Origin of the sequence: Planococcus salinus (assembly GCF_003719725.1) — a bacterium.
Classification (GTDB): Bacteria; Bacillota; Bacilli; order Bacillales_A; family Planococcaceae; genus Planococcus; species Planococcus salinus.
Genome location: NZ_RIAX01000006.1, coordinates 128,893 through 143,704, shown reverse-complemented (window position 1 = coordinate 143,704; position 14,812 = coordinate 128,893). Strand labels below are relative to the sequence as shown.

Annotated in this window: 14 protein-coding genes; 9 read left to right on the top strand and 5 right to left on the bottom strand. The window is 46.9% G+C overall.

Annotated elements, in window-relative coordinates; translation table 11 throughout:
* Positions 1-408: 408 nt before the first annotated feature.
* Positions 409-831 carry an HIT family protein gene (locus EEX84_RS10015; RefSeq protein ID WP_123165547.1) on the bottom strand — a complete coding sequence of 141 codons (423 nt, stop codon included), beginning with the start codon at positions 829-831 and terminating at the stop codon, positions 409-411.
* 239 nt (positions 832-1,070) lie between these two features.
* Here EEX84_RS10015 and EEX84_RS10010 point away from each other — a divergent pair, with 239 nt between their 5' ends.
* The 4 genes from EEX84_RS10010 (at position 1,071) to EEX84_RS09995 (ending at position 6,045) form a co-directional block, all read left to right on the top strand.
* Positions 1,071-1,499, top strand: a complete 429-nt coding sequence (locus tag EEX84_RS10010) for a hypothetical protein (protein WP_123165500.1) — start codon at positions 1,071-1,073, stop codon at positions 1,497-1,499.
* A gap of 13 nt (positions 1,500-1,512) precedes the next feature.
* Positions 1,513-3,945 carry a molybdopterin-dependent oxidoreductase gene (locus tag EEX84_RS10005; protein WP_123165499.1) on the top strand — a complete coding sequence of 811 codons (2,433 nt, stop codon included), beginning with the start codon at positions 1,513-1,515 and terminating at the stop codon, positions 3,943-3,945.
* A 161-nt stretch (positions 3,946-4,106) separates the two neighbouring features.
* A complete protein-coding gene (locus EEX84_RS10000; RefSeq protein ID WP_123165498.1) occupies positions 4,107-4,856 on the top strand; it encodes an ABC transporter ATP-binding protein in 750 nt (249 codons plus the stop codon).
* Positions 4,840-6,045 (top strand): ABC transporter permease, encoded by a 1,206-nt coding sequence (locus EEX84_RS09995; RefSeq protein ID WP_123165497.1) that lies wholly within the window; start codon positions 4,840-4,842, stop codon positions 6,043-6,045. Before EEX84_RS10000 ends, EEX84_RS09995 begins: the two co-directional genes overlap by 17 nt.
* Positions 6,046-6,085: 40 nt before the next feature.
* Here EEX84_RS09995 and EEX84_RS09990 read toward each other — a convergent pair whose 3' ends face one another.
* From EEX84_RS09990 to EEX84_RS09980, 3 genes are all read right to left on the bottom strand, one after another.
* Positions 6,086-7,252: an amidohydrolase gene (locus EEX84_RS09990; protein WP_123165496.1), complete on the bottom strand. Its 1,167-nt coding sequence runs from the start codon at positions 7,250-7,252 to the stop codon at positions 6,086-6,088.
* Between the two features lie 155 nt (positions 7,253-7,407).
* A complete protein-coding gene (locus EEX84_RS09985) occupies positions 7,408-8,403 on the bottom strand; it encodes a sodium:calcium antiporter (RefSeq protein ID WP_123165495.1) in 996 nt (331 codons plus the stop codon).
* 54 nt (positions 8,404-8,457) lie between these two features.
* Positions 8,458-8,967, bottom strand: coding sequence for an antibiotic biosynthesis monooxygenase family protein (locus EEX84_RS09980; protein ID WP_123165494.1), 510 nt, complete (start codon positions 8,965-8,967; stop codon positions 8,458-8,460).
* Positions 8,968-9,181: 214 nt separating this feature from the next.
* Between EEX84_RS09980 and hemE the strand changes: the two genes are divergently transcribed.
* From hemE to EEX84_RS09960, 4 genes are all read left to right on the top strand, one after another.
* On the top strand, positions 9,182-10,228 hold the full coding sequence (gene hemE / locus EEX84_RS09975) for a uroporphyrinogen decarboxylase (RefSeq protein WP_123165493.1): 1,047 nt from the start codon (positions 9,182-9,184) through the stop codon (positions 10,226-10,228).
* A gap of 378 nt (positions 10,229-10,606) precedes the next feature.
* Positions 10,607-11,524 (top strand): ferrochelatase, encoded by a 918-nt coding sequence (gene hemH, locus EEX84_RS09970; protein WP_123165546.1) that lies wholly within the window; start codon positions 10,607-10,609, stop codon positions 11,522-11,524.
* A 25-nt stretch (positions 11,525-11,549) separates the two neighbouring features.
* On the top strand, positions 11,550-12,956 hold the full coding sequence (hemY, locus tag EEX84_RS09965; RefSeq protein WP_123165492.1) for a protoporphyrinogen oxidase: 1,407 nt from the start codon (positions 11,550-11,552) through the stop codon (positions 12,954-12,956).
* Between the two features lie 30 nt (positions 12,957-12,986).
* Entirely contained in the window at positions 12,987-13,457 is a 471-nt protein-coding gene (locus EEX84_RS09960; RefSeq protein ID WP_123165491.1) for a FixH family protein, read from the top strand.
* Positions 13,458-13,513: 56 nt separating this feature from the next.
* On the opposite strand, the gene yhfH is transcribed toward EEX84_RS09960, so the two are convergent.
* Complete coding sequence (gene yhfH / locus EEX84_RS09955) at positions 13,514-13,636, bottom strand: protein YhfH (RefSeq protein WP_123165490.1); 123 nt, start codon at positions 13,634-13,636, stop codon at positions 13,514-13,516.
* Between the two features lie 145 nt (positions 13,637-13,781).
* Between yhfH and EEX84_RS09950 the strand changes: the two genes are divergently transcribed.
* A complete protein-coding gene (locus EEX84_RS09950) occupies positions 13,782-14,774 on the top strand; it encodes a lipoate--protein ligase (protein ID WP_123165489.1) in 993 nt (330 codons plus the stop codon).
* The last annotated feature ends 38 nt before the right edge of the window (positions 14,775-14,812 follow it).

The following is a 14,812-nucleotide window of genomic DNA, read 5'->3' as shown; positions in this document are numbered from 1 at the left end:
TGTGCTCCTGCATCGCTGCGCTGCTTCGTCGCAAATACAGGGCCGAAGGGAGTTCGGCCCATGTATTTCCTGCGGGCTTGCGCTGAACTAACTCGGGCTAGACGCCCGAGTGGATTTCAGCACTTCATCGCAAACGTGTTGGTGGCCCAACACGTTTACTGCTCCCGCTGGAGTCTCCGCTGTTTTGCTCCATATCGAAGCAGGCAATCATCAAAAAGTTAACCAAAAAATTCTTTTCTAACAGCAGAGTGCTTATTCAGCGCCGGCGCGTCCAATACCTTTGCGACGAAGCAGCGCAGCGATGCAACGCCCTTTCATGTTTCGAAGCTAGCGCAGCGATGCAGAAACAGGAGCACCGATTTCTGCCCAAAGCGACCGAAGCGGAGAGTAAAAGGATAATTCTTTAGTTCAACTTAGTTTTTCTTTTACTTGTTCAGCGAGCTGCTGGATGCGTTCGGATGTGAATTCTTTTTCTTTGCTGACCCATTTCATTCCAAAACCATCTGTTTCGCCGTAGCGGGGGATAAAGTGCAAGTGGAAATGGAAGACACTTTGACCCGCTTGTTCGCCGGCGTTGTTCAGCAAGTTCATGCCTACGGGCTCGAACGTTTCTTTGATTGCCTGGGCGATTTTCGGTGCGACTGAAAATAAGTTTGCTGCTTCCTCGGAAGACAACTCATAGATATTTGCCTTATGTGATTTCGGGATGAGCAGTGTGTGTCCTTTTGACAGCGGCATAATGTCCATGAATGCATATACATGGTCATCTTCGTAAACTTTTACACTGGGGATTTCGCCTTCAATGATTTTGCAGAAAATACAATCGGTCATTGTCATCATCCTTTCTGTTTCCTTTCAGTTTACCATATTAATCAGACGCAGTGCCTTCCGTTTTGGACTCTGGCGGAATGGGAAGTCCCAAGCAGTTATGGCAGGGGATGAGAAGATTGCCAACAATGTTTATCATGGCTCTATTAAAGGAACTAGTTCAGTAAATTGAATTATGAGCAAAAAGTCAGCCGGCATAAGTTGTAAGGAGAGCATACCGAAAAAAGAATGGAGGTGAGAAGATGGCAACAAAACTTCAAAACCTGTTTTCAGACGTTTTGGACAACGCCAATCGAATATTGGAGGAGACAAGCCCTTTTGACCATCCGTTATTAACCTTGGTTCGGGCGTCGATTGAAGAGCAGAAACAGACATTGACAAAATTGCTGCCCGAATTAAAAGAGGAGGAACAAGCGGAACTTGCTACAGTGAGGGAATATATCAGCATCGTCTATCACGACCATGAAATTGCCAATCCGTTGTTCGGCGCTTGGGGCAGAGCCAATGATTGGATGAATCTTCCATCAAAATCCGTATTTGAAGAGCTCAAACCCGTGTTTCCTGAGATGAAGAAAAGCCTGGAAGACGCAGCCATGGAATTGGAGAAGATTTACGGGGAGGAAGAAATTAAATTCGTGGTACCTACTTTTTACATTCCAACAATTCGATAGGAGGGGCTAAAGAATGGCATGGACCTGGGAAGATGAACGAATTGATCAAAACGTCTACAGCCAGGGAGAAGTGGATCGATGGGTATACAGCACTTGTAATATTTGTTCAGTAGGCTGTGGATGTTACACAGCTGTCAAAGATGGAAAAATTGTTGGTGTCAAAGGCAATGGCGACCATCCGATCAACCGCGGCCGTCTGGGACCGAAAGGGGAAAACCAATGGTATGCCAATAATGCGCCTGACCGGCTGACCACGCCACTGATCAGAAACAAAGAGGGAACGTTGGAGCCTGCTTCCTGGGATGATGCCATGAACTTGATCGTCAGCAAAGCCAAACAGTCCATGGAAGAGAAAGGAACCAACAGCATCAGCATCTATTCGACGGGGCAAGGGTTTCTCGAAGATTATTATGCACTGGCAAAAATCGGACGTGCCGGATTGCAGACTCATTTAATGGATGCCAATACACGGTTGTGTACAGCAACGACGGAGTTTTGTCTGCTGCAGTCGTTCGGTGCAGACGGAACGCCCGCTTCTTATGACGATGTGGACCAAACCGATACATTGATGCTGTTCGGACACAATCTGGCGGAAACAGGGACAGTGTTGTTTGAACGAATCATGGAGCGTAAGAAAAAAACAGGAAAGCCGTATCTGATTGTAGTGGACCCAAGAAAAACATTGACTGCGAAGGAAGCGGATTTACATCTTCAGCTTTACCCGGGTTCCAATGTCGCTCTTTTGAATGGCTTGGTCAGTGAAGTCGTGAAAAACAAACAGATTGATACGGATTTTATTGCCCAGCATACAATTGGCTTCGAAGAAATGGCGGATGCACTTGCAGAATGGCCATTGGAAAAAGCGGAAGAGGTTACGGGCATTCCACTGGAAACATTAAAGCGGGCTGCCGAACAACTGGGTACGACTGACTCTTTGGTCACCACAACGCTACAGGGGACTTATCAAAGCGCAGATGCAACGACGGCTTGCGTTGCGATCAATAATTTTCATTTGATCAGGGGATTGATCGGAAAGCCGGGAAGCGGTCCTTTGCACATGGCAGGGCAGCCGAGTTCTTCCGCCAACCGGACAGCAGGTGGGGTTGGAACGTATCCCGCACACCGCAACCATACAAACCCGGATCATATAAAAGAAATGGCGGAGTTATGGAATGTTGAGATGATGACATTGCCAGTAGGTCCTGAAAAAGGAATCGAAGAACATATCACCATGATTGAAAATGGAGAAATCGGGTTGTTTTGGAATATAGGCACAAACTCGATGGTATCTCTTCCGAACCGGCAACGGGCCAAAAAAGCGATGGAGAATACATTTGTCGTCGTGCAGGATCCGTTCTTAACGGAAACCACTGCGGTAGCAGATGTCGTACTTCCTGCTGCTATGTGGGGCGAAAAAGAAGGGACGATGGAAAACGCAGACCGGACGATCAACCTTGTGCGAAAAGCAGTGGAACCACCTGAAGGCGTAAAATCCGACTTTGACATTTTCCTTGATTTTTCGAAGCGTATGGATTTACAGGACAAGGATGGACATCCGCTCCTCACTTTTACCACGCCGGAAGAATGTTTTGAAGAATTCAAACGGGTCTCCAAGGGACGCCCTTGTGATATGACGGGCATTACGTATGACAGGCTTGAAAAGCATAACGGCTTAAGATGGCCGGTTCCAAGTGAAGATTCTCTCGGCACACCACGGCTGTATTCGGATTTTACTTTTCATACAACGGTGGAAGATGCGCAAAGTTACGGCAAAGATCAGTTTACTGGACGCGCTTTGACAAAAAAAGAATTTGCGGATAAAAAAGCGGACGGGAGAGCGCTTCTCCATCCCACCCACTATTTGCCGCCGGCGGAACAGCCGAACAAATCGTTTCCAATGTGGCTGACAACCGGCCGGCTCGTCTGGCATTGGCATACGCGCACCAAGACAGCACGGTCTCCCATCCTCCATATGGCAGCACAACATGGATACGTGGAGATTCATACAGAAGACGCAAAAGAGTTGTCCATCCTCCAAGGCGAGGTAGTGCGGGTTTCATCGCCTCGCGGATGGATTGAAGTGCCTGCACGGATTGGGGATGCTGTACAGAAAGGATTGGTATTTGTTCCTTTCCATTTCGGCAGCTGGGCAAAAAAAGAAGCCGCCAATGATTTGACGGCTGATTTTGTTGATCCGCTTTCCAAGCAGCCTCAGTTTAAACAGTCTGCCTGTAAAATAGAAAGAATTCGAAAAGAGCATCAAATGGCGTCAGGAGAATCATTGGAGTATATTGCCGAGCAATATGATTTGTCGGTAGAAGACTTGAAAGAAGCGAACCGTTTAACCACGCCTTATGAAATTCAAATGGGAGACAAGATTGAGATACCGCTGTCTGTTATGAACGTTCCCTTCCAACCCTATATGCCTTACAGAGGGAAAATATAAGAATTGCATCAACTGGATGGACCACATCAGCTCTCTTCACGCTGATGTGGTTTTTATGTTACATAAATTTTGAAGAAATTAAGAAAGAAAGACTTGAAACCCCGTTTCGATCGAAATTGTCGGCAGTTTTGATATAATGTCATATGAAAGAGGTGTTGGAAGTGGCGGTTTTGGAAGTTCAATCATTAACGGGAGGATATACGCGAAAGCCCGTTTTAAAAGATGTTTCATTTTCGATAAAAAAAGGGGAGCTGGTCGGTTTGATCGGCTTGAACGGTGCGGGGAAAAGTACTACGATCAAGCACATCATCGGATTGATGGAACCGAAAGCAGGGGAAATCCGGCTCAACGGCAAGACGTTTCAGCAGGACATGGACGCTTATCGCTCGTCGTTTTCCTATATTCCGGAGACTCCTGTTTTATACGAAGAATTGACGCTGCGCGAGCATCTGGAATTGACCGCGATGGCATACGGTCTGGACAAAGAACGTTTTGAGCAGCGCTCTGCAGCATTGCTGAAAGAGTTCCGGATGGAAAGGCGGCTGAAGTGGTTTCCTTCTCATTTCTCCAAAGGAATGCGGCAGAAAGTGATGATCATGAGCGCATTTTTGGTGGATCCGGATTTGTATATCATCGACGAGCCGTTTGTCGGTCTTGATCCGCTGGGCATCAAATCGTTATTGGAGCAAATGGAGCAGCAAAAGAAAAAAGGGGCATCGGTGTTAATGTCCACTCATATCCTGTCCACTGCCGAACGTTATTGTGACCGGATTATTCTTCTGCATAACGGTACCATCCGTGCGAGCGGGACGATGAAGGATCTGCGCGAAGCATTCAATATGCCGGACGCTTCGCTGGATGATTTGTATATAGCGATGACTGAGGATGAAATCAATGAAGAATTTGCATGATCTTTGGTCGAAGCGGCTTCAAACATATATGGTGGAAGTCCAAAATTATTTAAAATATATATTTACCGGGCATATTGCGGTGGTGCTGCTGTTTGTCATCGGCGCAGCCGGATACGCCTACAGTGATTGGGTACAGAATATTCCCGAAGACTTTCCGGGCGCGTGGGTATTGGCCCTTCTATTCGGGTTATTGCTTGCTTACAGTCCGCCGTCGACATTATTGAAACGGGCGGATTCGGTATATTTTCTTCCTATGGAAAGCAGATTGGGTGAATTTCTCAAACCAGCATTGAAATGGTCCTTTTTTTCTCAATTGTATTTTCCCGTTATCGCTTTTATCGTGTCTTTGCCGATGGTCAACGCCTTATACGGCATGAACGCTTCTTATTACATCGGGTTCCCGATTTTGCTGCTGCTGTTGAAATGGTGGAACATCCAGACCGAGTTTTCGTTCCGTCAGATGAAGGCGGGCGAAAACGCGTGGGGGGATCGCCTCATCCGGTTTCTTGCAGCAGCGTCATTTGTCTACTTTTACGTAGAAGGGCAATTGCTGCTGGCGGGGTTGGTCTTATTCGCCATGATTTTTTACGGTCGTTGGACCAAGCACAAAACGGCGGGACAGGCATTCGCTTATGAGCATTTTATCGATCTGGAAGAAAACCGGATGCTGCGTTTTTATCAGTTTGCCAATTACTTTACGGATGTGCCACACATAAAAGGAAAGATCAAAACGAGAATGTGGCTCAATTGGGTGTATGGGTTCATCAAACCCGGACCCCAAAATGCGCATTTCTATCTCGTATGGAGGACCTTCATCCGTTCTGATGAGCTGTTTTACCTGTGGGTCCGGCTGACGGTGCTCGTAATGGCAGGGGCTTGGCTGATCCCATTTCAAGTCGCTATCCTTGTCTTTGCAGGAGCATTGGCGTTTGCTTCCGCCATCCAGTTGCAGCAGGGGCTGACGCAGACACAGCATTTCCGGATGGACCAATTGTTTCCTTTGACGAATTTCAGCAGGGAAACGGCGGTGCGGAAGCTGATTTTGATCATGCAGTCACTGCAGGCTGTATTAGCGGCCGTCGTCCTTTTAATAGTCTCTGAGCCGCTCGTGGCACTGGCTGTTTTCATCACCATCCTGGCAGTGTCGGGAATCACCGTTTTCTTTACGAATAAAAATAAAAAGAAATAGAAAAAGCCCTGCATTTTCACATGCAGGGCTTTCCTTATAGTCAGTTATGCACATTGACTGCAGCAGCGGCCAGGGTTTTGGCTGCTACAAGCATGGCTTCTTCCTTAAAGTCGAATTTCGGATGATGGTGCGGGTAGGCATCGCCGTCCGGCATCGCTCCGGTAAAGAAGAAAGTGCCTGGCACTTTTTCTAGGTAATAGGCAAAATCTTCTCCGCCCATTTGAGGAGGTGCATTATATACTTCATTGACTCCTGGAACGGTTTCGGCAATGTTTTTCAAGTACATGGTTTCGGCTTCATGATTGACAACTGCCGGATAGCCCCGGACAAATGAGAACTCATGGCTGCTGCCGTTTGCCAGGCTGGTTCCTTCCACCACACGCTCCATCTCGGTTTCCATTAAATTGCGGATGTCTTCACTGAATGTGCGAACAGTTCCGGATAAAAGCGCTTGGTCAGCAATGATGTTGAATGGGTTTTCCGCTACAAAAGAGCCGACGGACAAAACAGCCGATTCCAAGGGATCAACACGTCTCGAAACCAATTGCTGTAAATTCGTCACGAGTTGAGAAGCGATGACCACTGCATCTTTTGTTTCGTGCGGGTTAGCTCCGTGGCCGCCGCGTCCCTGGACTTTGATGGAAAAGCGGTCTGCGGCAGCCATGATGGGACCTACACGGTAATCGATTCTGCCGTAAGGCGTCATCGACCAAAGATGTGTTCCAAAAATGACGTCAACGCCGTCAAGCGCGCCGTCTTCAATCATTGGTTTGGCACCGCCCGGAGCCAATTCTTCAGCATGCTGATGAATCAGTACGTACGTCCCAGGAAGTTCTTCGCGCATTGCATGCAGAATTTTTCCCAGTACCAGAAGTGTGGCAGTGTGGCCGTCATGTCCGCAAGCATGCGTGACGCCTGGTACCGTCGATTTATAAGAGACGTCTTTTTGGTCCTGGATTGGCAGCGCATCAAAATCGGCGCGCAAGGCCACGGTTTTGCCGGGTTTGGCGCCGCGAATGGTAGCGACGATTCCATTGCCGCCGACTCCATGCTTTACTTCCACTCCAAGCTGCTCGTAATAATGGTGGATATAATAGGCTGTTCTCTTTTCTTCAAAAGAAGGCTCTGGATGCATGTGCAGGTAACGGCGGATTTCCACCATTTCGGTATAAGCGGCGTCCAGCTCCGCATAAATTTTTTCAATCATTGAAAAGACCCCTTCCGGAAATTTAAGTGGTTATTATTAAATAATAGCACAAAAAAAAGAGCGGATAGGCTCTTTTTTAATCCAGAATGAAAGCAAACAGCTGCGACTTTTGAGAAAGTGCAGCTGTTTTGCAGAATGTTGATGTCAATATTTTTTTAGTAAGTAAAGTTTAAGTACGATGCGATAAAGTAAACCACGACGATTATCGCCGACGGAAGAGCATAGGTCATCACAGTCGCACTGTTTTTACGGATTAGCGCATATAAAGCAAGAAGCGACATGACCAGTACACCCAACGCGATGATCATGCTGGCTCCGGAAACATTGCCGATGATCGTTCCTTCCGTGTAGACAGGATCCGATAACGCCAAAATGATCATATTGAAAATGTTGCTTCCGAGAATCGCCCCGACCGCCATATTGACGTTGCTTAAGCGCAATGCAACGAATACAGAGATGGCTTCAGGAAGCGAAGTGGCAGCAGCAATCAGGAAGCTGCCGATAAAGCTGGAACCGATTCCTGTTATGATGGCAATTTCATCACCGGTAATGGAAAGGGCAGTCCCTGCTGCCAAAATGACCAACGCGGCAATGATGAAACGGATAATCGCCCCTTTTGGAGACAGTGTAGCGCTTGGGTTATCCGGTTCTTCTTCCTCTTCTGCCGCAGCTTCTGCAACAGGATCAAGTGATGGCAGCTTGTTAATGACCACCATACCGACAATGTATGAAACTGCGATGATCAAAGCATCCAGACCAACACCAAGGATTTGAATATCAATGCGCAGCCAAAGCGCCATGATTACCAAAACAGTTAATAATAGTCCGAGTAGCGCAGTATAAATATTGTCCCGTGAAGCACGGTCCAGGATCCGGCGCTTTCGGAGAATAAAGTCGAATGCTCCCAGGATGAATAAGTTAAAAAGGTTGGAGCCGACCATATTGCCGACTGCGATATCGGCATTGCCGATGGCAGCTGCAGAAAAGCTGGTAGAAACTTCGGGTAGGGATGTGGCACCTGCCAATAGCAGTGTACCGACCATCATGCCACCCATTGCTGTTTTTTCGCTGATGACATCGGCGTATTCGGACAGTTTGATCGACGCATACACCGTGAGAATGGCAGCGAGAATAAAAATAACAAAAACCAAGTAATTTCCTCCTGTTCATTATGTAGCTGGTCTTTTGAGAAGACCAGGCTCTTATTAATCTTCTTCAGGTTTTGCTTTATACGTTGTCACATAAGAAGAGCCGGAAAAAATATTCGGCCGTTTTTCCGCACTGCCTTCAGCCGGCTTGGCATGGGCTTTGGAAAATGCCTGCGATTCTTTCCATTTTTCGAAAAATGCAGGGGACTCCCATTCGGTCAATACGACATATGTGTCGGAATCGAGTGGACGCAGTACACGGAAAGCGATATAGCCGGGTTCGTTTTCAATGGCGCCTGCCCGGTTTTTGAAACGGTGTTCAAAAATCGGCCGTCCTTCGTCCGTTACCGGTATATTATTGAAGACAAAAAACCCTTTTTCTTTGAACTCGCCTGTTCCGTCTACAACTTCGTAGCGGCGAGGTGTTTGAAAAACAGTTTTCCCTTCCGTTTCGTGGAGGACCAGCGTGGTGTTTTCTCCCTGCATGACGACCATCGTTTCCTCCGGGTATTTGTCACGCATTTTTTTCATGTACTCATACGTTCCAGTGGTCATAAACAAATTCACAAAATTCCCCTCCTTAAATATACAACACTCTTATTATAGCGTTCCCTGAAGAAAATTACACGAAACACATCTTGTCCAACTGGTGACTTTATAAGCGTCTATTTTATGACATTTGAGCGCGGAAACTATACAATAAGCAAGGGAGCGTCTATAGTAAGTACGGACATAAAGATAGACGCAGCAGAAGACAGTGATGAAGGGATGAACATTCAGAATGACAGTATTCAATGACACTTATTTGCGGGCTGCCCGCGGCGAGAAAACGGACCATGTACCAGTATGGTATATGCGCCAGGCAGGCCGTTCGCAGCCGGAATACCGGAAGATCAAAGAAAAATATTCGTTGGAAGAAATCACGCACCAGCCAGAGCTCTGTGCCTATGTCACAAAGCTGCCGGTAGATCAGTATAATGTGGACGCGGCTATTTTGTACAAAGACATCGTGACACCGCTGCCGGCAATCGGTGTGGACGTAAAAATCAAAGCAGGAGTCGGACCTGTCATCAGTAATCCGATCCGTACAATGTCTGACATTGAAAAACTTGGGGAAATCAACCCTGAACAAGACGTCGATTATGTGCTGGGAACCATCCGTCTCTTGACACAGGAACAATTGAATGTGCCGTTAATCGGTTTTTCAGGAGCACCTTTTACTTTGGCCAGCTACATGATAGAAGGCGGCCCTTCCAAGAGCTACAACAAAACAAAAGCGATGATGGCATCACAGCCGGAAATGTGGTTTGCACTTATGGACAAACTGGCCGATACGATTATCCCTTATGTGAAAGCGCAAGTTTTGGCTGGCGCAAAAGCTGTTCAGATCTTTGATTCGTGGGTTGGCGCATTGAATGTGGAAGATTACCGTATTTTCATCAAGCCGGTCATGGATCGTATCTTTGCAGAATTGCGGACATTGGGTGTTCCATTGACAATCTTTGGTGTAGGAGCCAGCCATTTAGCGAAAGAGTGGCACGACTTGCCAGTGGATGTAGTCGGTCTTGATTGGCGTCTGCCGATTTCCGAGGCCCGCGAAATGGGACTGACCAAATCGCTGCAGGGGAACTTCGATCCTTCCTTCCTGTTGGCTGACTGGCCTGTCATCGAAAAGCGCGCCAAAGCGATATTGGATATGGGCATGCAGCAGGACGGCTATATCTTCAACCTGGGACACGGCGTTTTCCCGGAAGTGCAGCCGGACACACTAAAGCGTCTGACTGCATTCGTTCACGAATACAGCGCTGCTTACAAAGCGAATAACTAGAACAATTATATAAGTTTAATTATTTTTCTCACCGATATTCCGCAAACCAGCTGCGCTTGCCGCGGCCAATGTCTTTGCGACGAAGCAGCGCAGAGATGCAGAGACAGTGGAGTTTTCTTCGCTGGTTTGCTCCATATCTTTTAGGAAAACAGCGCGAAAGCATAAAATTGCTCATGACTTAATAAATTTCTTAGCGCCGGCACGTCTATGGGGGCAGCATAAGCGACGAAGCAAGGAGACAGGCGTTCTTTGCCTGGCTTCTTGCGGGAGTCATCCCCAAAGCGCCAAGCGGATTGCAGTGAAATTTTCTGCTTATATTCAAAAACAAATCAATAGAATGTAAAAAATTTTTTTGAGGTGATCAGATTGAAAAAGACAATGGGATTATTAGTGATGGCGTATGGTACGCCGTATAAAGAAGAAGACATCGAACGCTATTACACGCATATCCGCCACGGCCGCAAGCCGAGCGAAGAAAGCATTGAAGATTTGCGCAGCCGCTATAAAGCGATCGGCGGATTATCACCGCTTGCAAAAATCACGCAGGACCAGGCGGAAGCGTTGCGCGACCGGTTGAACGAAGTACAGGATGATATCGAATTCAAAGTTTACCTTGGCTTGAAGCACATTGAACCATTTGTTGAAGATGGAGTGGAAGCGATGAAACAGGATGGCATTACTGAAGCAGTATCGATTGTGCTGGCACCACATTTCTCCACGTTCTCAGTGAAATCGTATAACGGCCGCGCAGCAGAGGCTGCTGAAAAAGCCGGAATTTCACTGACATCTGTGGAAAGCTGGTATACAGAACCGAAATTCATCCAGTACTGGGGCGAACAAGTGAAAGATGCTTTTGCAGAAATGTCCGAAGAGGAACGGGCAAAAGCCTGCCTGATTGTCTCAGCTCATTCATTGCCGGAGAAAATCATTGCCAATGGCGATCCATATCCGGATCAATTGAAAGAAACAGCTGACTTGATTTCACAGGCTGCGGGTGTCGATAACGTTGAAGTTGGCTGGCAAAGTGCCGGGCAGACGCCGGAACCGTGGATCGGGCCGGATGTGCAGGACTTGACTCGTGAATTGTTCGAACAAAAAGGATATACCTCTTTTGTTTATACGCCAGTCGGTTTTGTTGCGGACCATTTGGAAGTGCTGTTTGACAATGATTACGAGTGCAAAGTGGTGTGTGATGAACTGGGTGCCACGTACCGTCGTCCTAAAATGCCGAACGTTCAGCCATTGTTCATTGACGGCTTAGCGGATGTGGTACTGAAGAAATTGGCTGAAAAGTAAAAGATGAGGAAAGCGAGGGGGAAATGTGGCGGCACGAGTACGGAAAGTGGCAGTAGTCGGTGGCGGAATAACGGGGCTAACTGCTGCCTACTACTTACAAAAGCAGTCGAAAGAGCAGGGGGTAGAACTGGAAGTTACTTTGATCGAAGCGACTCACCGGCTGGGTGGCAAGGTCCAGACGCTGCGTAAAGATGGTTTTGTAATAGAACGTGGACCTGATTCGTTTCTCTCCCGCAAAAAAAGCATCAATCGGTTGGCCCGCGATTTAGGGATAGAGGACCGGTTGATCCGGAACTCTACCGGAAAAACCAGTATTGCAGTGGAAAATCATTTGCATCCACTGCCGCCGGGATCTGTTATGGGTGTACCGACGGTTTTTTCTCCTTTTCTTACTTCCTCGTTATGTTCATGGAGTGGAAAATTACGTGTGGCAGGAGATTTTATCCTGCCCCAATCACTGGCGGAAGATGAAGATCAGCCGCTTGGCCGTTTTTTACGTCGGCGCTTTGGCAATGAAATGGTGGAAAATGTAATGGAGCCGCTTTTTTCCGGTGTCTACGCCGGAGACATTGACAAATTGAGCTTGCATTCGACTTTTCCAGAACTGGGAAACACCGAACAAAAACAGCGCAGCCTTATTCGAGGATTAAGGAAAAACCGGACAGTGGAGCAGATGGGGTTTGATACAGAATCGAAAAGCCTGTTCCAGACGTTCGATGGCGGGTTGTCTACATTGATTTACGCCTTGGAAAAAGAGTTGGCGGACTGTAAAGTATTGAAAAATATCAAAGTGATGGCTGTGGAAAAAAGCGGTGATCAGGTCCTCTTAAACTTGAACAATGGTTCTTCTGTACTGGCGGATGAAGTGGTATTTGCCATTCCGCATAAGCATGCGCAGCCTTTGTTCGAACCTTTCGGGTTATTGGAGAATGTGAAAGATATGCCTTCCACTTCGATTGCTACGATTTCGATGGCATTTTCCGGAGAGCAGGTAAGGGACACTTCGGAGTTGAACGGGTTTGTAGTCGCACGCAATAGTGATCTGGTCATCACTGCCTGCTCCATGGCGCACCGGAAATGGCCATCGCTGACTCCGGAGGGCAAAAAGTTGTTCAGGACATTCATTGGCCGTGTCGGGGATGAAGCGATTGTGGATTTATCGGATACAGAAATCGAAAAAATGGTACTGGCGGATTTGAAGAAATCATTGGGAGTTGAAGCCACCCCTGAATTTACCGTGGTTTCCCGCTGGAAACACGCGATGCCCCAGTACTTGGTTGGCCACAAGGAGCGGATAGCGGAAACAAAAAAGGAAATGCAGCAAGTGTTTCCAATGATCCAATTGGCGGGAGGCTCTTATGACGGGTTTGCTTTGCCGGATTGTGTCGAGCAGGGAATGGCGGCTGCGAACCGAATTCTTGCCCGCTGCTAGTTGGCATTATTATGCGGAGGTTAGTTAAAGATGAAAAGATTACTAGGATGGGTTTTGCCGATTTTACTGCTTGCAGCCTGCGGTACAAACGGCAACGATACTGCTGGTGCCGGTGAAATGCCAGAAGAAATTATTGTGGAAATTAATACAGCGGAACAAACAGAAGTGGCAGAGAACGTCGTTTTGTCAGCGACTGTGACACAAGGTGGCGAAGCGGTCGAAGATGCGGATGAAGTGGTCTACGAAGTATGGGAGTCCGGTAACCGTGACGACAGCGAAATGATTGAAGCTGAGCACGTGGAAGACGGAGTCTACGAAGCGGAAACGGTTTTCGAAGAAGAAGGCTTGTATTATATGCAGGCTCATACAACAGCTCGACGTCTCCATGTCATGCCAAAGCAGGAAATCACAGTCGGTGATCCGGACCCTGGATCAATCGTACCGGATGACACAGACGATTCACAGGGAATGGACAAGATGAACGAACATTCCGGCCATTAATAAAAAGAGCAAGCGCTGATCGGCGCTTGCTCTTTTACTATTATTGCACTGTATTACTACAGTTCGTTACAGGAATCACATTGTGTTCCATAGCATTCATGTTGTTCTTCGATTTTCTCTCCACAGCTTGTACATTGTTTAGAAGGCAGGTTCTTGAAAAATTCGACGACGTTTTCCATTAATTATTCCAGCTCCTTTTTGTTATAGTACTGTTCGTGTTTAAAACAGTGTATTATAACAGTTGGAATCCGTCAACCCTTAATCATGAATTTTTTTGAAAAATCCGTTAAACTGGAAAAGTAGAAAAGGTAAAGGAGTGGAATCATGTATTTTGTAGACAATAAAGGAATTACCGATCCGCGCATCAATCTGGCGATCGAAGAATATTTGCTGAACACGATGGACGTGGAAAAAGACTCGTTTCTATTGTTTTACATAAACGAGCCTTCGATCATCGTCGGGAAAAACCAGAATACAGCAGAAGAAATCAATACTGATTACGTCGATTCAAACGGCATTCATGTCGTTCGCCGCTTGTCTGGTGGAGGCGCAGTCTATCACGATTTAGGTAACTTGAATTACAGTTTCATCACCGTGGATGATGGCAACAGCTTCCGCAACTTCAGAAAGTTCACGGAGCCGGTGGTGGCAGCTTTACAGAGCCTCGGCGTCAACGCGGAACTGTCCGGGCGCAATGATTTGATGGTGGAAGGACGCAAAATTTCAGGCAATGCCCAGTTTTCGACGAGAGGACGCATGTATAGCCACGGCACGCTGATGTTTGATACAGAAGTGGAAGCAGTTGTATCTGCGCTGAAAGTCAGCAAAGAAAAAATCGAATCGAAAGGCATCAAATCGATTCGCAGCCGTGTCGCAAATATTTCGGAGTATTTGAAAGAACCGATGACCATCACAGAATTCCGTTCAGCTATTCTGCATTCGGTTTTTGAAGGAGAAGAAAAAGTCCAATACTGGGAACTGACCGATGAAGATTGGGAAAACATTCATGCCCTTTCCAAAAAACGCTACGGCAACTGGGATTGGAATTATGGAAAATCGCCGAAATTCAATGTTAAACATTCGCACCGTTTTCCGGTGGGAGGCATTGATGTCCGGCTTCAAGTTGAAAAAGGCTTTATCAAAGATGCCAATATTTACGGAGATTTCTTCGGTGTCGGTGATGTGTCGGAAATTGAAAACGCCATTAAAGGTGTCAAATACGAACGTGCTTCGTTGGACGAAGCCATCAGTGGTTTTGACATTCCGACGTATCTTGGCGGAATTACAAAGGAAGATTTCCTGAAATTAATTTATTAAGAATTCTTGAAGAGTCTGCTATTGAGCAGGCTCTTTTG